Below are 20,809 nucleotides of genomic sequence, written 5' to 3' on the forward strand. Positions count from 1 at the left end.
CGGCGGGCGATCGCCGGTCAGCCGGGCTCGGGCGGATGCACGAAGTCGAGGCCCGCGTCGTGGCACCCGACGCAGCCGCGCTCGCCTGTCCCGGCGACCAGGGGCTTCGCGTCCGCGCCCGTCCCGAATTGCTCGTACCACAACCAGCCCTCGCCGCCCGGCCCCGACGCGCGCAGCTTGAGCATCACCGCGAAGCCGCGCAGCGTCGCCAGATCGGCCTCGTAGAGCTCGCGCACCGCCGCGGACCCGATCGGGTGCTCGCCCGCGCCCGCGCGCATCGACGCGGCCAGCACCTCGTTGAAGAACACCCGCGCGCCGCCGTGCTCGCTGGTCGCGTGCACGCCCGACTGCGCCGCCCAGCCGCGGTAGCCGGCCGCATGCAGCCAGCCGCCGATCGCGGCGGGCTCGGCCGGCACCTCCGCACGCCCGGGCTCGACGCGCTGCGCCGCCTCCACGTGCGCCGGCACGAGCTCTGCGCCGTCGCAAGCGAGCGCCGCGAGCCCGAGCGAGAGCGCCAGCCGCCTCACTCGAGCGCTCCCCCGGCGATCCAGTCGTGGACCAGCTGCGCGTCGGCCTCCCCGAGGCCCATCGAACCTGACGGCATCTTGGTCGCGCACATGTCGCCCTCGTCGAGGGCGATCGGCCGGACGCGGCGCCACAGGACGCTCTGCTCCGGCGCGCCGGGGACCACGCGCACGCTCAGGCCGCAGGCGGCCTGCGACGCCTCGACCTCGACCAGGTTGGCATACGCGGTGGCCTCGTCGGTCATCAACAGCTCGCCCGCCATGTTGCCGTGGCAGTACCCGGCGAGACAGCCGCTCGCCATGAAGATCGACTCGTAGACCTCGGTGAAGCTCGGCGCGGCGGCGCCGGTGTCCGTGGTGCTCGCGTCGGTGGTGGTGGAGGTCGGCGCGCCGGTCTCCGTGCTGTCCTGGCTCGACCCGCTCGTCGGTGCGCCCGTCCCCGTGGTGTCCTGGCTCGCTCCGCTCGTGGTCTGCCCGCCAGATTCGTCGGTCGACGAGCCCGGGGCCGCGGTCGAACTCTCGGTCGCGGTGGTGGACGGTTCGGGACTGTCACAGGCGAGCAGCCCGGTCACTGCGAGCGCGGCAGCCCGATGATATGCACGAAAGCGAAGGTTACCGAGATTCATCGTCAGTACTCCACCCGCGAGGGTAGAGTCCGCCCGCACTGCCGACAATTCGCCATTTCTTCACAGCGCTGGTTCGCCGGGCTGTACAATCGAGAACACCGAGAGACGCCGCTCGAGGTGTGCGCGTCCAGGCCGACGATCGCCAGCGACGGCGCGAACGGATCGTCGAGCTCGATGCGAGCGCGCGGCATGGCGGAGCTGTTCGCCCTCACGCAGATCGCCGCCCACGCCGGGTCGCGAGGACCGCGTGGGCCGAGCGGGCCCGAAGCCATGCGACTGGCGGGGATCGAGCGCGCTTTTGGCTCGTCGTCACGCTTGTGCGCGCGGCGCTCCGCGGCGACAATCCCGGGAGGTGGAGACGTCGGCGATCGAGCGGGCCGCGGCGGCTCGCAGCCGCGGCGAGCTCGCGGAGGCCGCCGAGGCTGCCGACGCCGCCGTCGCTGCAGCACCCGCCGATCCGCGCGCATGGGTGCTGTCGGGCTCGATCGACCACCTGCGCGGGGACCTCGAGCGCGCCGCTTCGCGTTACCGGCGAGCCCTGGCGCTCGCACCCCGCGACGCCGCGGCGCACGCGGCCCTGGCGGTCAACCTCGTGCAACGCGGGCAGCCGGCGGCCGCGCGCGCCCACTTCGCGGCAGCCACTGCCCCAGACGCCTCGCCGCCGCTCGACGACCTGCAGTGGCTGCAGGCGTTTCAGCAGGCGCGCGAGCTCGACGAGGCCGGAGCGGCCCTCTCGTGGTCGCGCTGCGCGACGCCGCTGCCGTCCCCGCGCACGCCCGTGGACCCGCCGAGGGGGCTCCCTCCCGCGTGCGGGCGCGTGACGTGGTCGATCGCGGAGCTGACCGCGGCGCTCCGCACGTCGTCGCGGATCGTCGCGCTGACCGGCGCCGGCATGTCGGCGGCGAGCGGGCTGCAGACCCGCAAGCAATTGTGGCAGCGATTCACGCGAGACGACGCGGTCAGCATCGCCCGCTTCCGCGAGGATCCAGCGACCCTGTGGGCGGTGATCCGCGCGTTCTGGGGCGACGACCCGCATCCCGCGAACGCCGGCCATCACGCGCTCGCGCGCCTCCCCGGCCTCGCCGCGATCGTCACGCAGAACGTCGACGACCTGCACCAGTCGGCGGCAGCCGCCGCCGGGCCGGCGACGCCGGTGATCGAGCTGCACGGGAGCCTGTCGCGGACGCGTTGCCTCGGCTGCGGGCGCGCGGGCGAGACGTCGCAGGCGCTCGCGGCCGCCGGCCGTCCCCTGCCCCCGCGCTGCGACTGCGGCGGCGTGTTCCGGCCGGAGGTCGTGCTGTTCGGCGAGCGCGTCCCGGCCGCGGCGATCGCAGCCGCGCGGGCGCAGGTGGCCGCGGCCGATCTGCTGCTCGTGATCGGCTGCGCCATGGACGTCTCACCGGCGCGCGAGCTGCCGCTCGTCGCCGCGCGGGCCGGGGCGCGGATCGTCGAGCTGAAGCGTCGACCGTCGCGCCTGGCCGCGGCCGTGCGCGTGCACCACGTCCCCGGCGCCGCGGAGGATCTCCTGCCGGAGGTCGCCCGGGCGCTCGAACCATCGGAGCGAGGACATGACGCAGGATCCTGAGGACCGACCGCTGCTCGTTCGCCTGCCCTCGCTCGAGCAAGACTCTTCGGGGCGGGTCCGCTTCCTCCGTCACACCGGCGACGTCGTCAAGGCCGATGAACCCATCCTCGAGGTCGAGCTCAGCAAGATCGTCGCCGAGCTGACCGTCCCCCGCGCCGGAGTGGTCGGGCGGCTGTTCGCGGCGGACGACGACGAGTTGCCGCCGGACGCGCCGCTGTACGAGCTGTGGCCGCTCCCGACGCCCGCATCGCAGCGCGACGCCCCGCAATTTCCGGCCTTCACCGGAGCGCAGCAGCCCTGCGACGTCGAGCACCTGCTCGCCCGCGCCCGCCGACTCGCCGAGGACCGCGCGGAGGTGCCTGCCGCCGAGATGGCGCTGCTGTGCGTCGCCGCCCTGCGCGCCCTGACCGCCACGCCGGCGCTGTTGGAGCGCACGCTCGCCCCCTTCCTCGCGGAGCCTGGCCTGCGGATCGCGTGCGGCGACGTCCAGGCTGGCGGCGTGCGCTGGGTGCAGATCGATGTCCCGCCCGACGCCTCGCCGGAGCAGGTCCTCGCCGCGCTGCGGACCGGAACGCGGATCGGCGACGGCGACGGCGCCCACGCGACGCTGCAGCTGGTCCGCATCGAGCCGCCCGCGCCGCCGCTCGTGCTGCCGGGCCCGCGCCTGCGTGCCGGGCTGACGATCTTCGCCGGCCCGCCGACGCCGCAGCCCTCGGTCGTCGGCGCCGCCGTGGCGGTGCGGCCGATCTCGACGCTGGCGATCACCGCAGACACGACCGTCGCTCTCGGCCCGCTGCTGCGCTTCTCGCACGTGCTCGCGGAGCAGGTCGGCGTGGTGTGATGACGGTCTCCGCGGCGATGCCGTCGTGATGCTCGCGCCGAAGCTCGAGCGGACCTGACAGCTCCGGAGCGAACCTCGCTGCGCGACGACCCGGAGACCGCACAGATCGCCGGCCCGGCGCGACCGGAACTGTGTCTGTGGCCGGCCGCGACCCGGTGGTAATTTTCCTGGCCGGGCGGTCGAATCGACATGAGTGACGTACAGATCATCGGTCGTAGCAGCTCACACTTCACCCGATTGACGCGGATCTTCGCGCACGAGCTCGGTGTCCCGTTCGAGCTGGTGCCGATCCACGACATGACAGTCGTCGACCCCGAGCTCTACGCCGGTAATCCTGCCCTGAAACTGCCGACGCTGCGCAGGGGCGGCTCGCTCGTCTTCGGCGCCGAGAACATCTGCCGCGCGCTCGCGGAGCTCGCCGACCCGGGCCGGCGCGTCGTGTGGCCCGAGGAGCTTCGCTCCGACCTCGCGCGCAACGCCCACGAGCTCGTCCGGCACTGCATGGCCGCGCAGGTGCAGCTCGTGTTCGGCCCTGTCGTGTGCGAGCTCCCGGTCGACAACCTCTACTTCACCAAGGCGCGGCAGGGCTTCGAGGGCGCGCTGCGCTGGCTCGACGACCGCCTGGCGATCGTTCTGGACGCGCTCCCCTCGCCGCGCGACCTGAGCCTGTTCGAGGCCTCGCTGTTCTGCGTCGTCGACCACCTCTCGTTCCGCAGCACCCTGCCCGTCGAGCCGTATCCCTCGCTCGCACGCTTCACGGAGGGCTTCGCGGCCCGGCCGTCCGCGCAGCGCACGGAGTATCGATTCGACGCTCCGCCGACATGACTCGCGAGCTCGTCGCGAGCCGCTCGCTACGACCTCACGACGCGCAACCCGTGGCCCACGCGTGCAGGCGGCGGAGCTGTCCCGGTCAGCAGGTGACCTCCCACAGGTGGCCGTTGGCGTCGTGGAAATAGAGGCGGCCCGCGCCGCCGAGGAGGTCGTCGGTCCTGTGGTTGTGGGTGTCGTCGTGATCGTTCCCGAACGCGACCCCACGCGCGCGCAGGCGGCCGACGATCGTTGCGAAGCGGGCCGCATCCACGCGGAACGCGACGTGTGAGAAGCGCGGCTCGCTCGCCGGCGAGAGCAGGACGAACACGCCGTGGTCGAGGTCGACGCGGTACATGTCGTCGTCCTCGCCCTCGGGCACCGGGTCCGCGAGGCCGAGGATGTCGGCCAGGAATCGCGCCGAGGCGGCGACGTCGCGCGCGTCGACGGCCAGGTGGTCGAGCTGAATCATCGCGGGGCTCCTTCTAATCGTTGGCGTCGTCGAGCTCGGTCAGCGCTCGAGCGAGCGCCGCGACGAGCTGCTTCTGGGTGGCAGGCGACAGCGCCGCCGCGCCGGCCGAGAACTCCTGCGAGCGGACCGCCTGCAGCTCGCGGAGGAACCGCCTGGCCTTCGGCGTGACCGCGATCGTCTTGCGGCGGCGGTCGGCGGGATCTTCGGTGCGCCGGAGCAGGCCGAGCCGCGCCAGCCGCTCGATCATCTGGCTGATCGAGGGCAGCGACAGGTTCATCCTCGCCGCCAGGCTGGTCGGGGTGCTGCCGGGCCAGGTCCGCGCGTGGTCCATGAGGATCGCCTGATCGACGGTGACCGACGACTTGTTCAAGAACGCCAGCGCGCGCCCGCGGGGATGGGCGACCCGGTTCATGAACGCCTCGAGCAGGGCACCCAGGCGGGCGTTGACGGGCTCCTCGGGGCTGGCCATGGTTTGCGTGAACACATGATTCACGCGCATGAACCATTTGTCAAGGTGACGCGCTCCCGGGCTGGTTCGACGCATCCTCGAACCCGGACCGGCCGGCGCGCTGTCTGCCCGCGCCCACGCGCCCGCCACGTGCTCGCGCTCGTCGTCTCGCCGCCGTTCGAGTTCGAGAGGCGCGCGCGCGGCCCGGGCCGACTGCCTCAGCGCGTCTCCACCGCGATGCCGCGGGCGAACAGGGCGGCGAGGACCATCGCGTTGTCGCCGAACGCCAGCGCGGACGGATTCGTGCCCTCGGCGAACGCCGTGCGCAGCAGCGCGAACGAGGTGAGCGCGGGCATGTCGAGCAGGGGCCGCAGATCGAGCGCCTGCGGATCGCCGTGGAGACGAAGCGTGGCCAGCTCCGGCAGCGCGCGCAGCGAGGCGAGGTCGCCGACGTTCTCGGCGTGCAGCAGCTCCAGCGTCCGCAGCCTGCACGCCGCGGCCAGCGTGGAGAGGTCGAGGGGCACACGGCAGTCCAGCGACGCTGCGGTCAGGTCGGCGCAACGCGCCACGACGGCGAGGTCGGCCTCGCGGCGGACCTCGACGAACAGCTCCGCGAGCGCGGGCAGGCGATCGAGGCCGGACAGATCGGTGACATCGAACTCGTCGCTCTCACCGTCGAAGTGCGGCCAGATCACGAACACGAGGTCCGCAGCCGGATCCGTGGGCAACCGCGTCACCTTCGCCAGCATCGCCTCGTCGACCGGCGTGCCGTCGATGTACGCCGCGATGTCCTCGTTGAATCGATGGCCGTACGCCGCCGAGTCGTCGTAGGGCTCGCCGCGCACCGCCGGGTACACCGCCTCGGCGGTGATCGGCTCGACCTCACCGGCGTCGATCAATTGCTGCAACACCATGAGGCGCAAGACCCGGTCGGGCATCCATTCGCGGAGCACGTTCGTCCCGGCGCGCCGGATCGACTCGGGTGGGGTCGTCATGGTCGGGATCTACCACGACGACTGGACCTCGCGGGGCGGCTCGGCAAGCGGTGGATGCAGGCGGGCGGGGGACCGACCGGGCCGTCGAAGGCGGCCGTGCGCTCGTCCTCGCCCGGGACTCGACGGCCTCGTCTCCGAATCGCCTGTCCTCGAGGACATGTCGATGATCGATTCGGCAGTACCCGAGGTCCTTCGCCCATGCGAGGAAGGCGGCGCGATGCATGCGCTGGCGAGCCTGTCGACCATGGCGAGACGAGGCGAAGCTGCGCGAGCTGCCCGTCACTCATCCGCGCGAGTGTGCCTCCGGTCGCGGAGGCGAGCCTGCAGCGCCTCGATCGCGTCGACCCGCCAGGCCAGGGCCGCGCCGCCGCGGCGGTAGAAGCTCTCGGCGCGGTCCGCGGCCGCACGGGCCTCGTCGCCCTGCCCCGCGGCCGCGAGCGCGCGCGCCAGCTCGTACGAGCGCTCGGCGGCGCCGAAGTCGAACGCGCGGCCCTCGTGGCCCTGCAGCGAGCGCGCCAGCAGCTCGCAGGCGGTCGTGATGTCGCCCCGGCGCAGCGCGAGCTCGCCGCGGAGGCCGAGCGACTCGAGCGCGGCCCTCTCGTCGCGGTCCACCCCCACGGCGCCGGCGCGCTCCAGGTGGCGCTCGGCGACGTCGAGCGCGCCGAGGTGGAGGGCCGCCTCGGCGAGCGCCAGCAAGGCCGGCCCGAGCTCCGGATGATCGGGGCCCAGCGACGACTCCTGGATCTTCAGCACGCGCTCGTGATACCGTCGCTGCCCCTCGAAGTCGCCGCGCAGCGCGGCCGCGTGGCCGAGGCCCGCCAGCGGCAGCACTGCCTGCGGGTGATCGCTCGCGGCCCGCTCGCTGATCGCCAGCGCGCGCGTGAACTGCCGCTCCGCCTCGTCGAGCTCGAGGCGGAACAGGTGCAGGCTGCCGAGGTTGGACAGCTCCACCACCAGTTCGGGATCGTCGGGGCCGAAGTGCCGCTCGTGCGTGGCGATCGCGCGACGCAGGTGCGGCTCGGCGGCGGCGAGGTCCTCGGGCCGCCCGCGGCTCAGCAGCGCCGCGGCGATGTTGCCGTGGGCCACGCCGACGTCGGGGTGGTCGGGCCCGTACGCGGCGCTCCAGGTCTCGAGCGCGCGCGAGAACCCGACCAGCGCCTCGTCCTCGCGCCCGACCTGGCGCAGGATCGCCGCGCGATTGTTGTGACACGTGGCGACGTTCGGGTGCGACGGCCCGAACACCGCGAGCTGGAGCTCGCAGAGCCGCTCGAGCTGCGCCAGCGAGGCCTCGGGCTCGCCGCGCTCCCAGAGCATCAGGGCGATCATGCCGCGCGCGAGCAGGGCCGGCTCGCTCCCCGGATCCATGTGCTGCTCGGCCTGCGCGAGGGCCCGCTCGTACCACGCTTGCGCCGCGGCGAACCGCCCCGCGTGGTGCTCCACGAGGCCGCTGGCGTACAGGGCCTCGAAGTGAGCGCGCCCGCCCGAGGCTGTCCTTTGGGTCATGCTGCGCCCCAGCCGGGCCAGGAGGCGCGCCTCGGACCAGCGGTCGCCCTGCAGCGCAACGACGTCGGCCAGCCCCCCCGCGACCCGGCCGAGGCGCTCGTCGTCGCCGATCTCGGCGGCGAGCCACAGCGCCCGCGTCAGCGCGGCCTCGGCCGCGGCCCGCTCCTCGCGCCGGCGGTGGAAGTTGCCGACGTGGTCGAGGGCCTGGGCGAGCAGCGGCGCGTGGCCGATCGCCTGGGCCCGCGCGAGCGCCTCCGCGGTGTGGCGCGTGGCGTCGTCGAGGCGCCCGAGCGACCACTCCGAGCGCGCCGCGTCGAGCTGAGACTGCACCGCCAGCACTGCCTGCGCCGTGGTCGGCTCGGCCGGCGGCGGGACCTCGGCCAGCAGGAGCTCGGCGTCGCGACAACGCGCGAGCTCCGGCAATCCCGGCACTGCGTCGGTCGCGCGCGCGAGCGCCCCGGCATCGATCGCCCCGAGCTGCGTCACGAGCCCTGCGAGCGCGCCGCGGTGGGTCGCGAGGCACAGCATGGTCCGATCGAACAGCGCGTCCGAGACGCGCCCGTCGCGATGCGCCTCGCAGGCGCTGCGATGGGTCGCGCGCCAGCCTTCGGCATAGGCCTCGAGCTGCGCCTCGACCTGCGCCGCGGTGTCGTCGGCGAACCCGAGGCCGGTGGCCGCGATGGCCGCGCGCACCTGCCGACGCTGCGACTCGCCCCACACCGCCTCGATCTGCGCCGCGCCGGCGTCACAGGTCGCCGCGCCGCCACCGGCCGCGAACCCGTAACCGACCCCTGCGAGCGCGCCGACCACGAGGCCGGCGGCCAGGCCCCAGCGCCAGCCTCGCGCGCCCAGCCGCGGCCTCGCGCACCGGGCCAGCTCGACGCGCAGCGCGGCCATCGAGGACCACCGTCGCTCCGGGTCGGGCTCGAGGCCGCGGGCGACGAGCCGGCCCAGCTCGGGCGGCGCGCCGGCGACCGCCAGCAGCGGCGGCGCCTGGCCCTGCAGCGAGCGCGCGCCGATCGGCGCCGCGCCGACGAAGGCGTCGAACTGCGCCGGCGCGAGCGCCTCGTAGAGCGCCGCGCAGAAGCCGTACTGGTCGCTGCGGGCGTCGGCGGCCCGCCCCGCGTGCTGCTCGGGCGCCATGTAGCGCGGCGTACCGCCGCCCATGCTGGTGCTCGTCGACGCGCCCTCGGAGCGGAGCTCCGGCGCGCGCACGCGTTCGACCGGCGAGGTCTCGAGCGCGTCGCTCTCGACGTGCACCAGGCCGAAGTCGCCGACGCGCGCGCGCCCGTCGCCGCCGATCAGCACGTTCTCGGGCTTGAAGTCGCAGTGCACGAGGCCGTGCGCGTGCGTCGCCGCCAGGCCGTCGGCGGCTTGCACGAACACCGCGACGATCTCTCGCCACGTACGCGGCGCCGCGGCGAGCCAGGCGCGCAGCGTCTGGCCGGCCACGAACTCCATGACCAGATAGACGTGGTCCTCGAGCTCGCCGACCTCGAACACCTGGACGACGTTGGGATGGGCGAGCCGCGCCATCGCTCGCGCCTCGCGGAGCAAGCGGCGACGCCCGCCGCCGGCCGTGGCCGCCGGGTGGAGCAGCTTGATGGCGACGCCGCGGTCGAGCTCCGGATCGTAGGCGTGATAGATGACCCCCATCCCGCCGGCGCCGACGCGGGCGAACACGACGAAGCGTCCGAGCCGGGCCAGCGACTGCGTCGTGCCCAGGAGCTCGAATTTGACGCGGCCCTCGTCGATGCGCTCGAGCAGGTTCAGCCGTTCGTCGGACACGTCGCGGAGCTCGAAGGGTACCGAGCGCGCGGACCTTCGTCCAGCGCCGCTCACACCGCGCGAGCGCGTCGAAGAGCGCCCGCGGGAGCGCGTCCTCGGGGACGTAGTGCGCCCCGGTGCCGCCTGGCGCCGCGAGCCGTGCGCGCTCCTGCAGCAGCTCGGGCCACCGCCACGCCGGAGCGCACGGCCTGGTCTCCGAGGATCGTTCACAGCACGTTCGTGCAATTCACGACAGTCAGCATTGTCGAGAATGCCTGGAGCACGAACCAATCAGCGCACTCTCACCGTCGTCCATGCAAAATGTCCGGTCCTTCCAATCCCGTAGCCGCGCTTGGGGATAGAAAGCTCGGCATGACTCACAAGCAGCATCCCATCGGCAGCGGGTTCAATGCAGCGTCGACTGCGGACGAGGTCCTCGCCGGCGTCGAGCTCGGCGGCAAGAACATCCTCGTCACGGGGGGCCACGCGGGGATCGGCCTCGAGACGACGCGCGCGCTGGCGAAGGCCGGCGCGTCCGTCACGGTGGGCGCGCGCGACCCGGAGCGGGCCGCCCGCGCGCTGGTGGGCCTCGAGCGGGTCGAGGTCCGCCAGCTCGACCTCGTCGATCCGGGGTCCATCGACGCCTTCACCAGCCGCTGGCTCGAGTCGCGCCGTCCGCTCCACGTCCTCGTGAACAATGCGGCGCCGCCGGCTCCCCGGACGATCCTCCGCGATTCGCGTGGCTACGAATTGCAGTTCGCCACCAGCCACCTCGGCCATTTCCAGCTCACGCGCGGGCTCTTGCCCGCCCTGCGGGCGGCGCAGGGCGCGAGGGTCGTCGTGGTGTCCTCCGGGGCGCAACGATTGGGCCAGATTCGCTGGGACGATCCCAACTTCTCGACGGGGTACGACTCTCGCCTCGCCTACGCGCAGGCGAAACTGGCCAACGTGCTGTTCGCGGTGGAGCTGGACCGGCGCTTCGCAAGGGACGGCATCCGCGGCTACGCGGTGCATCCCGGCGTCGTCGTCGGGACCAAGCTGAACAGCTCGGCGGGCGCGGACAAGCTGCGCGCGATGGGGCTCGTCGACGATTCGGGCCGACCCATCATCGATCCGGAGCGCGGGAAGAAGACGGTCCAGCAGGGCGCGAGCACGATCGTGTTCGCCGCGACGAGCCCTCTGCTCGCGGACATCGGCGGCGTCTACCTGAAGGACAACGACATCTCGCGCCTCGACGACGAACCGAGGCCGCTCACCGCCGACAGCATCCCGTCCGAGGTCGCGTCGCACTCCATCGATCCGGAGTCGGCGCGGCGACTCTGGGAGCTGAGCGAGCGATTGCTCGAGACCTGATCCCCGTCGTCGGTGCGCATGCGCTGGGCCAGGCGCGAGGTCGACTCGATCCTCGATCGGTCTCCGCCCCAACGCGATCGATCAGCCCGGCGATCGCGGGCCGTCAGCTTACTGAACACGTCGTCGAGCAACCTGTCGCCGGGCTCGTCCAGGAGGCTCGTGGAGCACCAAGCGGTCACCTTACGCCTCTTCAAGGTCGGCGCGGCGACCGCCACTTCCTGCGCGGCCAGAGCCACGGCCGAGCAGGATCCGCCGCGCCGCAATTTCTTCCGCCAGCACCTCCTGCTCGACGATCTTGCTCTCGAAGAGAAGGCGCTCTGCGAGCGCGACGGCGTCGACTGCGAGCTGTCGGAGTCGCGGGCTGAAGATGAAATTCCGGTAACCCGACGCGCATCACTTGCACCCTGAGCCGTGGTGCGGTACCTACGTGGTGCGCGGATGCTCATCCGCGTGAGGGTGTGGCGGAAGGGCCGTCACAGGTTCTGGAATGGTCGGGCCGCCATTCCGCAGATCGCAGGCGCGATCGCGGAAGACGATCCCGATGCAACCGAACCTGCTGGACTTCGTGTCCGCACCGACCCTCATCAACACTGTACTGGTTGAAGACGCGATCTGCCCGCTCGTGAAGCAGGCAGTCGTGATCCCCGTCTTTGTCGCGGTTCTGGCGCTCATCTTGCTCGCCGTGCGTGCGCGACACGGCGGCCGCCCTGTCTGGTTCGACAAGCTGGCAGTGGTGACGTTGCTCTTGTTGGCCGTGCTCACGAAGCCGGACCGCTCGCAGCATTTGACCGCGCTCCGCGAAGCTGACGCATTGAGCGACCCGGTGCTGATCCACGGGGACTACCTCTTCGTTTCGGCCACCACCGGGGACGCGACCGTCGCCGTCGGAGTATTCGGAAGAGTGTTCGTGTTTCAACTCGAACGAAGTCCGTGACGCTCTCGCCGAGAGGTGCCGGCGGTTCACGATCGACAAATCACATTACGGCTGCTGCAAGCGCCCATCAGCGGGCGCGCGGCTGTTCGTCCGAGCTGCGGGCCGGACGTGTCGCCGGAGGTCGCGATCGAGCAGGTGCCCGGCGGCCCGTGATGATGCGCGAGTTGAACCCTCGCCCGTCGGCGTTGTCGCGCGCGACGGCGACCAGGGCGACGGCACGGCTGGGGTCGGGAACTTCGTCCGCCGCGTTCGGTCCAGCCACGGATGCTCGCGCGCTTCTCCCCGCTCCTGCTGCTCCTCGGCTGCGCTGCAGCCCAACCGCCGGAGCTGCTCGCCCCCGCGACGACCCCCAGCGCCGCGTCCGCCGTACCGGCCGAGACCCCGCCGGCGCCTGCGGCCCCTCCCCCGGTCGAGGCTGCGTCCCCGCCCGCGACCGCGACCCCGCCGCCGAGCACTTGCGAGCTCCATCACAGCAACTGGGACAGCCCCACGGCGCGCACGCTCCGGAGCGCCTCGGGTCGCAGCTTCGGCGCCATCCGCAGCGCCGACGAGCTCCGATTCGTGGCCGACGGCGAGGCCACGGCCGAGTTCACCAGCTTCGGGCTGCGCCTGCGTACGACCCCCACGCCGGGCGATCTTCCGGTCTACACGCGCGGCGAGCTGGTGTTCGGCGGAGTGCTGCAGGCGGGCAACACGCCGCTGGTGTGGACGCCGATCGGCGGCCCGCGCCTGCGCGTCGCCCCGCCGACGGATCGGCGCGTCCGCTTCGTGGACGATCCGTCCGTCGACGTCGCCTGCGACGCGCTCGCGCTGGAAGAGAGCTACAGCGACCTCGCCGTGCCCGATCGCCGCCTGCGCCCGCGCGGCCCTGTCGCCGTGGCGGCGACGCCCGGCGGCCCTCCGGTCCTGCACCTCCACCTCAAGCGCGCTGCCCGAGTGAAGTGGCTCGCGGACGCCGGGTCGCAGGTGAAGATCGCCTGGCCGATCGCCGACGGGGCGCTCGTCGAATCCACGGTGAGCGGGTGGGTCGAGGCCCGTCTCGTCGAGCCCCTGAACAACTGGATCGCGGGCGAATTCCCGCCCGGCAGCTTCAGCCTCCAGGGCACCACCCACTGGGGCGGATGCAGCGCGGAGCACCCGCTGTACGTCGACACCGGCCGCGGAGCAGAGCCGGTGGGGGAGATCCTCGCGGGCACCCGCGTGCGCACGGGCCCGCGGCGCGGCGAGCTCGTCGTCGTCGAGGTCGAGGGGCCAGCAGTGCGCGAGTCGCCGCCGCCGCTGCGGCTGCGGCCGGAGGCGAGGTTCCTGCTCGCGCCCGCGGACGCCGCCGACTGCAGCGGATGATCGCGCGCAGCACTTCATGCATCCGCACCGGGCACCGACGCGGCCTGATGCGATTCGCGGAGCTGCGCATCGCGCCGCGGATGCGAGCGAATGTCGAGACCCGCCGCTCGACCGTGGGCTCTCTGGACTATGGACCCGGATCGTCATGCGCGCCGCGGCCGAGCAGATGCGCCGTCGAATGCCAGGCGTGATGCGCGATCCGGTCGAGCAGCCGGGCGGCATCGATTCGCGCGAACGCATCCGCGGCGGTCAGCTTTCCCGGCGCGACGGAGGCGAGGGTCGCGGCGCGATGCTCCCGCTGCAGGGCCTCGAGCCCCCGCGCTGCGCCCTCCACCTCGGCGAGCGCCGCAGCGACCTCGGACGAGACGCTCCAGCCGATGGGCGCCGCCTGCGGGCCCAGGGCCGATTCCGAGGTGATCGAGCCACCGACCACCTGCGCCGCGCGCATGGCCTGCGTGCACAGCCCGGCAGCGCGAGGGTCGTGGGGAGCTCCGCCCGGCTGCGCTCGGAGCCCACCCTCTGCCAGGGCTTCCACGAGCCGCGATGCATGCTCGAGCGCGTGCAACGTGCTCGTCATGCGGAGCCGCTCGGCCTCCGTCTCGGGCGGCTCCTTCAATTCGGACAGGAAATCCCGCACCGCCGCGAGCGCGGCGGCGGCCGACGCAATGTCCTGTGTCGCGGAGCCGGCCTCGCCCGCGAGCGCAGCCGAGACCGAGGCGGCGATTGTCGTGAGGACATCCGCCACGACGCGCCGGGCGGTCTCGACCGCGATCACCGGACTGGCGAGCGCGCTCGGATCGAGCGCGCGCTGCAGCGCCGTCTGCCTGGACGGCAGGAGCCGCTCCACGACGCGGGTGAACCACTGCGTGGCAGGGAGCAGCACCGCGACTCCCACGACGTTATAGGCCGTGTGGTAGGCGGCGAGGAGCGTCATCCCGTCGACCGACGCGGTGAGAGCTCGCATCAGCGGCGCCGTGAACGGAAAGGCGGCGATCGCGAGGAGCGCCGCGATCACCTTGACAGCACATACGCGAGCGCGAGGCGCTTGGCCGTCGCGCTGGCGCCGAGCGCCGCCAATGCCGAGCTCGTCGCCGTCCCGATGTTCTGGCCGATGATCAGCGCCGCTCCCTGCTCCAGACCCACCGCCCCGGCGTAGAACGCCGAAATGGTGACGGCAATGGCGGCCGTGGAGGACTGCATGACCGCGGTCATCACCAAGCCGACGACGATCAGGGTCATGAGCCCGACCAACCCTGAGACCCAGCCGACCCCCGGCGCGCCGAGCACCGCGGGCAGGTCCGAGGGACGCAGGCTCTCCGCGAGCCCTTCCATGCCCTGCTGGAGGGTCGTCAGCCCGTAGAGCACCAGCGCGAAGCCTGCGAGGGCGCTGCCCGCCGCGGCGATCCGTCCGCCCGCCAGCAACTTGGCCAGCGCGCCGACGAAGATCATCGGCAACGCGTAGGCCGACAGCGAGACGCGCACACCGATCCACGCCACGAGCCAGCCCGTGCCCGTCGTGCCGACATTGGCGCCGAACACGAGGCCGAGCCCCTGCGGAAAGGTCAGGAGCCCGGCGCTGACGAGGCCGATCGTCGTCATCGTCACCGCGCTCGACGACTGGACCAGCAGCGTGACGATCGCGCCCCAGAAGGCCCCCGAGAGCGGCGTGGCCGCCGCCTTGCCGAGGACGGTGCGCAAGGCGGAGCCCGCCAGCGCCTTCAGGCCGTCGGTCATGACGGCCATGCCGAGGAGAAACAGACCCACGCCGCCGAGAATGGCAATCGTTGTCGACATGGAGGTCTCCTCTCGCCTGCGCTCCGCCCTGAGCTTGAAGCTGGTCTTCGGGCTCGAGAAGTGAGCCGCACGACGCGCGTCTTCGGCGGCGGCGCCGGTCCCGAGTTCTCACCGGACGCCGGAGCGAGGCCGTCGCGGCGCGTCCGCACAGGACGCGCTCGCTACGACCGACCGAGCCGTCTCGACCGCTTCGCGGCGCCCATCGCCTCGTCCTCGTGGAACGCGTCGGCCGGCCGCCGGTCGATGGATCGTCGCCATGCTCCGGCGGGCTCGATCTCCCGCCCCGCGGGCAGATCCGCGCAGTGTGCCGGATCTTGTGTCGCCGCCTGTACCGGCCCAGCCGGCGGCCGTGGCCCGGACACGCCTCCGGGCAGCGATCGACGCGGCGCGCCTCGTCTTCTCGTTCGCACGCCACGTCCGCCTGCTCGACGTCGGCATCGAGTACCATGGCGACCGCGGCGGCGACTTCGACCTCGACGCGATCGCGGCGCTGCCTTCACCGCGAGGGCTGTCCTCACCGCAGCGCCCCATGACTCCGGCCGAGCGCAAAGTCGTCATCGCCTCCTCGCTCGGCACGCTGTTCGAGTGGTACGACTTCTTCCTGTACGGCGCGCTGGCGGCGGTCACCAGCAAGCACTTCTTCTCGGCGGTCAACGACACCGCCGCGCTGATCTTCGCCCTGCTCGCCTTCTCGGCCGGCTTCATCGTCCGACCGTTCGGGGCGATGGTGTTCGGGCGGTTGGGGGACCGTTCGGGGCGCAAGCGCACCTTCCTGATCACCATCGTCACCATGGGCCTGGCCACGGTGTTGGTCGGCTGCTTGCCTTCGTACGAGCAGATCGGGCTGGTCGCCCCCGTCTTGCTGATTCTGCTCCGCCTGCTTCAGGGCCTGGCGCTGGGCGGCGAATACGGCGGCGCCGCGATCTACGTCGCCGAGCACGCGCCGGCGGACCGCCGCGGCGAACACACCGGGTGGATCCAGACCATGGCGGCCGGCGGCCTGCTGCTGTCGCTCGGCGTGATCGTCACCACCCGCGCCTCGCTCGGTGAGGACGCCTTCGCCGAATGGGGCTGGCGCATCCCGTTTCTACTGTCGGCGCTACTCCTGGCGGTGTCGATCTGGGTGCGCATGTCGCTGGACGAGTCGCCGGTGTTCCGGCGCATGCAAGCCGAGGGTCGCCTGTCCAAGGCGCCGTTGCGCGAGGCTTACGGGCAATGGCGATACCTCAAGCTCGGCCTCGCCGCGCTGTTCGGGATCATCGCCGGCCAGGCCACGCTCTGGTACACGGGCCAGTTCTACACGCTGTACTTCCTCACCCAGACGCTCAAGGTCGACGGTCTCACCGCGAACCTCCTGGTCGGCGTGGCGGTGGCCGTGTCCGCGCCGTTCTACGTGCTGTTCGGCCGCCTGTCCGACCGCATCGGGCGCAAGCCGCTGATCGTCGGCGGCTGTCTGCTCGCCGCGCTGCTGTACCTGCCGCTCTTCAAGGCGATGACCCACCACGCCAACCCGGCGCTGGAAGCGGCACGCGACTCGGCGCCGGTGGAGGTGGTCGCCGACCCGGCGCGCTGCGCCTTCCAGTTCAACCCGATCGGCGCGGCGGACTTCATCAGCTCGTGCGACATCGCCAAGAGCGTGCTGGCGCGCAACGCGGCGAGCTACACCCTCGCGCCGGCTGCGTCCGGGAGCGTCGCCGTGGTGCGAATCGGGGACGTCGAGGTCCCCGCCTTCGAGGGCGACGGCATGGACAGGGCGGCGCGCGAGGCCGCGGTCGCCCGCTTCAACGCGCAGGTCGTCGCCGAATTGCGTGATGCGGGCTACCCCTCCGAAGCCGACCCGAAGTCGCTGAACCGGCCGATCGTGGTCCTGCTGCTGTTGGTCTTGAGCCTCCTCTCGGCGATGACCTACGCCCCGGTGGCAGCGACCCTGGTCGAGCTGTTCCCGGCGCGCATCCGCTACACCGCGATGTCGATCCCCTACCACGCCGGCAACGGCTGGATCGGCGGCCTGCTGCCGCCGATGGCCTTCGCGCTGGTGGCCGCGACCGGCGACCCGTACGCCGGCCTCTGGTATCCGCTCTTCTTCGCCGTGCTCACCGTCGTCGTCGGCGCCCTGCTGCTCCCCGAGACGCGGGGCGTCGACATCGACGCCGACCGTGACGCGGCGCCCGCCCCATCGATACCTCCCTGACGCGCCCGGCTCGCAACCCCGCGAGAGGTTCGCCGCAGGTCGCCAGGTTCATGGGTGCGTCGCCGCGGCGCGGGGGACGTAGACCAGGACGTCGAAGTCCGCGACGGGGACGACGCCCGTCCATCCGACCGGGAAGACCGCGAACGACGGCCGCCACGCGTACGTGAACGTGCGCGACCAGTGCTCGGCACGCAGGTAGTCGGCCAGGGGGCCCGCGCCGGCCGTCGCTTCGCCGACATCGAGAGCATAAGCCGTGGGCGCCCGCAGGGTCGCCTCGAGGGTGCCGCGGGGCGCCGAGCGGACGGAAAAGGCCCGCAGAGCGCGGGTCTTGAACTTCTCGGCGCCGACCCAGCCGAGGGTATGAAAGGCGAGGAACTCGCCGGCATCGAAGGTGCTGTAGACGACGGCGTAGTCGCTGCCGAGGCGGGCCGCCAGGTGTTCGCCCATCTGCGGGCTGTGCGACAGGCGGCCATTGGGCATGCGCGGGCGGGAGCGGCCGACGTGGCCGTTGTGGGCATGGAGGAGCACCCGTCCATGGTCCCCGAGTCGGTCGCGGATCCACGCGACCGTCTCGGCCATCGCCTGCTCGCGTTCGTGCGACACGGGGTTGTCGCCGCCCACGAGGGCGATGTCGACGCGGCGCTCGGCGAGCCACACGAGCCGCTGCACGAGCTCGTAGGTGTCGGATCCTTGCCGCTCGACGATGCGAGCGCGCCGCTCCACGAGCATGGTGCGGAGCTCGGCGAGGTCCTCGCGCGCGCGCGCGGCGAGGGCGGGCGAGCGGGTCCGTTCGAGATCGAAGCCCCGCAGCGGGACGACCAGGTCCCGCGCCCGCGGCTCGATGTCGGGATCGACGTCGCGGAGGTAGTCCACGATCTCGGCGCCACAGTGGAGGCTCATGCACACGTCGACGCCGAAGATCCGGATCTGCCGCTCCGGCGGGACTTCGCGGTTGAAGTCGCGGATCCAGGTGAAGAGCTCACGGCACTCTTGCACCGCGCCGAGCCAGTGGGTGCCGAGCAGCCTCGGATCGGAGAGGTCGCGCTCGCGGATCTCCGGGTCCGGGAACCAACCGTGGCCGGCCCAGGCGTCGAGCGCGAGCACCAGGTTGAACGGCAACTCGACTGCGAGCACCACCGGCTGCTGCTCGTGCGCCGCGTGGACGACGAGGCCGTGGAGCAGGCGCCGGAATTCGCGAGTACCGTGGGTACCCTCGCCGACACCGATCACGCGAGCATCGCGGACCATCGCCCACACGGGCGCGGCGCTCGGGACGTCGGCATCGAGCCCGGCGAGCGGGCGGGCGAGAGCCTCGAGCTCGCGGGTGATCGTGGGCTGCGCGGAGGCCCACGCGCGGGCGTCCGCTCGCCACGGCGCGCAGCCGGCGGTGAGCCCCAGGGCCGCGACGACCGCGGCGATCCGCATGCGCGGCGAAAACCGAGCCATCGGGCCGTTCATTGGTAGATCCTACTTTCCTTTCCGCGTGTAGCGGAAGCGTTGGGTAAGACCCCCGTTCAAACCGTGCGTGCGAATTTCCCGCACACGGCTTACCGGTGGTCTCTCGGGCCGCCGCATTACGCGGCCTCCGGGTACTGCACGGTCCCACGCAGACGGTGGAGACCGTGGTCATGGAAGAAGTCCTGCGTCCAGCGCTCGGCCTCGCCTGCGTGAAGGTTTCGACCTTTGCGTTTCACCATGAAACGCCGGAGACGCTCCTTCACGTAGCGATCGATCGCGTTGAACTTCACGGCGGCGTTCCCAGTGCGGAAGTAGTTGCCCCAGCCACGCAGCACCGGGTTGATGTCGCGGATGATCACCCGCACATCCTTGACCCCGTTGCGGCTGCTGCCGGTCAGCTCCTTCACGCGCTGCCGCACCCGCGTCATGCTGCGCTGTGAGGGCCAGCGCTGGAGGAAGTACACCCTTCGGCCTTCCTTCTCCCAGATCGGCCCGGACATGCGCTTGCGCAGGTGGCAGCCGAGGAAGTCGAAGCCTTGCCGTCCCCGGCTCAGCTCGACCCGCCTCGTCTTCTCGGGATGCAGATCCAACTTGAGCCGTCGCAGGATCTCGCGGACCCTGGCCTCGGCCGCCTCGCACGCCTTCGCGGTCCTGCAGAGGATCACGAAGTCATCGCAGTAGCGCACGAGCTCGCCCAGGTGGGCGTGTCGTCGCTGCCACAGCTTGTCGAGGACTGCGAGGTAGATGTTGGACAGCAGCGGTGAGATCACGCCGCCCTGGGGTGTCCCCGAGAGCATCGCCGTCACCTCTCCATCTTCCATCACACCGGCTTCGAGCCACTGCCGTACCAGCTTGAGGACCCGTCTGTCCGAGATCCGCATCTCGACGAGCTTCATCAGCCGCTCGTGATCGATGCTGCCGAAGTAGTCGCGGATGTCGGCGTCCAGCACGTGGTTTCCACCCCGCGCTCCCAGCACGCGCAAGCGCTCGAGCGCCTGCGTCGCGCTGCGCTTCGGCCGGAAACCGTACGAGCACGGAAGGAAGTCCGCCTCGAAGATCGGCTCCAGCACCAGCTTCGCCGCCATCTGCACCACTCGGTCCCGGACTGTCGGGATCCCCAGCGGCCGCTTCTTCCCGTCCGCCTTCGGGATGTACCGCCGCATGACCGCGCTCGGTCGGTACGTCCCGCCCTTGAGTTCGCCGGCGATCTCTTCGAGGAAGCGATCGACGCCGTACTGCTCCACCTCGGCCAGCGTCTGGGCGTCGACGCCCGCTGACCCCCTGTTCTTCTTCACCCGCCTCCATGCTTCCCTCAGGACGTCAGGCCTGAAGATGCGGTCGTACAGCGCATGGAAACGGCGACCCGGTTGCCGCTTGGCCGCGGCCCACAGTCGGCGTCGAAGTTCTCGCACTTTGTCACGCGGCCTGCGCCGCATGGGGTTGTTGGGACCTGTCCTGCAGGCCATGCCCTCGCGCTTACCTTCTTCTCCGACACGACCACCCCAGGGGCCCTTCCCTCCGGCGGCGTTGTTCTGCGCCGCCATCGCCGGTACTACGACCCCCTCGGACTCCCGCTGCACAGCGCTCGACTTCGCCTTCGGCTTATACGAGTCGCCTCGCCCCGACATGGGCCGTGCAGACGGGCCTCTCCTGTTCCGCATCGCTCCTTGAACGCGTGCTGCGCCCCATACCCCGGGTGGACCCGCCGCGCTTTCTGATCCGGACTCGTGCGCGGTGGACGTGGCCTTCGCCGTGACATGAGCGGCTCGGCTCCTCCATTGTTCATGTGTCGAGGCTGCAGGCTTCACTTGATGTTGCGGCCCGCGTTCTTGCTCCCTCCGTAGAGGCTCTTGACGCCCCGCTCGGGCTACGACGATCTCTCGCCGTACCTGGGGCCTGCTACCGGGCGCTCCGGCGCCTACCCGGACGGGACTCTCACCCGCTGGAACGGTGCAGCATGACGCGGCTCCGCCGCCCCCTTCGGGGTCGTGCTCATCCGCGCCTTCAGGACGCACCATGCCCCGCCATGATACCCGGCGCCGAAGGTCCGGACGAGCCGCCGTCGTCGACCGTCGATCGAGCCCTCGTCCGCGCGGTCGGCCTCACCGGCGCGACCCGGGCGTGAAGGCGATGGCGCGCCCGTCGCTCGACCACGCGGGCGATGCGT

At 72.0% G+C, this 20,809-nt stretch carries 16 protein-coding genes and 1 pseudogene; 8 read left to right on the forward strand and 9 right to left on the reverse strand.

Features of this window, described 5'->3' with window-relative positions; translation table 11 throughout:
* Positions 1-17: 17 nt before the first annotated feature.
* On the reverse strand, positions 18-527 hold the full coding sequence (locus O0S08_RS27810; RefSeq protein WP_269032352.1) for a hypothetical protein: 510 nt from the start codon (positions 525-527) through the stop codon (positions 18-20).
* Positions 524-1,150, reverse strand: coding sequence for a hypothetical protein (locus O0S08_RS27815; protein ID WP_269032353.1), 627 nt, complete (start codon positions 1,148-1,150; stop codon positions 524-526). The genes O0S08_RS27810 and O0S08_RS27815 overlap by 4 nt, the downstream gene beginning before the upstream one ends.
* 352 nt (positions 1,151-1,502) lie before the next feature.
* Between O0S08_RS27815 and O0S08_RS27820 the strand changes: the two genes are divergently transcribed.
* The 3 genes from O0S08_RS27820 to O0S08_RS27830 all read left to right on the forward strand — a co-directional run bounded on the left by O0S08_RS27820 (position 1,503) and on the right by O0S08_RS27830 (position 4,401).
* Positions 1,503-2,735 carry an SIR2 family NAD-dependent protein deacylase gene (locus O0S08_RS27820; RefSeq protein ID WP_269032354.1) on the forward strand — a complete coding sequence of 411 codons (1,233 nt, stop codon included), beginning with the start codon at positions 1,503-1,505 and terminating at the stop codon, positions 2,733-2,735.
* Entirely contained in the window at positions 2,719-3,576 is an 858-nt protein-coding gene (locus O0S08_RS27825) for a lipoyl domain-containing protein (protein ID WP_269032355.1), read from the forward strand. The genes O0S08_RS27820 and O0S08_RS27825 overlap by 17 nt, the downstream gene beginning before the upstream one ends.
* Before the next feature lie 189 nt (positions 3,577-3,765).
* Positions 3,766-4,401 (forward strand): glutathione S-transferase family protein, encoded by a 636-nt coding sequence (locus O0S08_RS27830; RefSeq protein ID WP_269032356.1) that lies wholly within the window; start codon positions 3,766-3,768, stop codon positions 4,399-4,401.
* An 85-nt stretch (positions 4,402-4,486) separates the two neighbouring features.
* Here the strand turns inward: O0S08_RS27830 and O0S08_RS27835 are convergent, their stop codons facing one another.
* The 4 genes from O0S08_RS27835 to O0S08_RS27850 form a co-directional block, all read right to left on the reverse strand.
* Positions 4,487-4,855, reverse strand: a complete 369-nt coding sequence (locus tag O0S08_RS27835) for a VOC family protein (protein ID WP_269032357.1) — start codon at positions 4,853-4,855, stop codon at positions 4,487-4,489.
* A 13-nt stretch (positions 4,856-4,868) separates the two neighbouring features.
* On the reverse strand, positions 4,869-5,354 hold the full coding sequence (locus tag O0S08_RS27840) for a MarR family winged helix-turn-helix transcriptional regulator (RefSeq protein WP_269032358.1): 486 nt from the start codon (positions 5,352-5,354) through the stop codon (positions 4,869-4,871).
* A gap of 167 nt (positions 5,355-5,521) precedes the next feature.
* Complete coding sequence (locus O0S08_RS27845; RefSeq protein ID WP_269032359.1) at positions 5,522-6,298, reverse strand: DUF6892 domain-containing protein; 777 nt, start codon at positions 6,296-6,298, stop codon at positions 5,522-5,524.
* Between the two features lie 279 nt (positions 6,299-6,577).
* Positions 6,578-9,589, reverse strand: a complete 3,012-nt coding sequence (locus tag O0S08_RS27850) for a serine/threonine-protein kinase (RefSeq protein ID WP_269032360.1) — start codon at positions 9,587-9,589, stop codon at positions 6,578-6,580.
* Positions 9,590-9,940: 351 nt separating this feature from the next.
* Between O0S08_RS27850 and O0S08_RS27855 the strand changes: the two genes are divergently transcribed.
* From O0S08_RS27855 to O0S08_RS27870, 4 genes are all read left to right on the forward strand, one after another.
* Positions 9,941-10,921: an SDR family NAD(P)-dependent oxidoreductase gene (locus O0S08_RS27855; protein WP_371879556.1), complete on the forward strand. Its 981-nt coding sequence runs from the start codon at positions 9,941-9,943 to the stop codon at positions 10,919-10,921.
* Between the two features lie 159 nt (positions 10,922-11,080).
* Complete coding sequence (locus O0S08_RS27860) at positions 11,081-11,329, forward strand: hypothetical protein (protein WP_269032362.1); 249 nt, start codon at positions 11,081-11,083, stop codon at positions 11,327-11,329.
* Between the two features lie 133 nt (positions 11,330-11,462).
* A complete protein-coding gene (locus tag O0S08_RS27865) occupies positions 11,463-11,855 on the forward strand; it encodes a hypothetical protein (protein WP_269032363.1) in 393 nt (130 codons plus the stop codon).
* A gap of 264 nt (positions 11,856-12,119) precedes the next feature.
* Positions 12,120-13,199, forward strand: a complete 1,080-nt coding sequence (locus O0S08_RS27870) for a hypothetical protein (RefSeq protein WP_269032364.1) — start codon at positions 12,120-12,122, stop codon at positions 13,197-13,199.
* 127 nt (positions 13,200-13,326) lie between these two features.
* Here O0S08_RS27870 and O0S08_RS51325 read toward each other — a convergent pair.
* Positions 13,327-14,993, reverse strand: a pseudogene (locus O0S08_RS51325) (Na/Pi cotransporter family protein).
* 529 nt (positions 14,994-15,522) lie between these two features.
* On the opposite strand from O0S08_RS51325, the gene O0S08_RS27885 reads away from it, so the two are divergent.
* Positions 15,523-17,184: an MFS transporter gene (locus tag O0S08_RS27885; RefSeq protein ID WP_371879557.1), complete on the forward strand. Its 1,662-nt coding sequence runs from the start codon at positions 15,523-15,525 to the stop codon at positions 17,182-17,184.
* A 48-nt stretch (positions 17,185-17,232) separates the two neighbouring features.
* Here O0S08_RS27885 and O0S08_RS27890 read toward each other — a convergent pair whose 3' ends face one another.
* Positions 17,233-18,630 carry an erythromycin esterase family protein gene (locus tag O0S08_RS27890; protein ID WP_269032368.1) on the reverse strand — a complete coding sequence of 466 codons (1,398 nt, stop codon included), beginning with the start codon at positions 18,628-18,630 and terminating at the stop codon, positions 17,233-17,235.
* 128 nt (positions 18,631-18,758) lie between these two features.
* Positions 18,759-20,660: a group II intron reverse transcriptase/maturase gene (ltrA, locus tag O0S08_RS51540; RefSeq protein ID WP_308477857.1), complete on the reverse strand. Its 1,902-nt coding sequence runs from the start codon at positions 20,658-20,660 to the stop codon at positions 18,759-18,761.
* Positions 20,661-20,809 lie beyond the last annotated feature (149 nt).

Source organism: Nannocystis punicea, from assembly GCF_026965555.1.
Classification (GTDB): domain Bacteria; phylum Myxococcota_A; class Polyangia; order Nannocystales; family Nannocystaceae; genus Nannocystis; species Nannocystis punicea.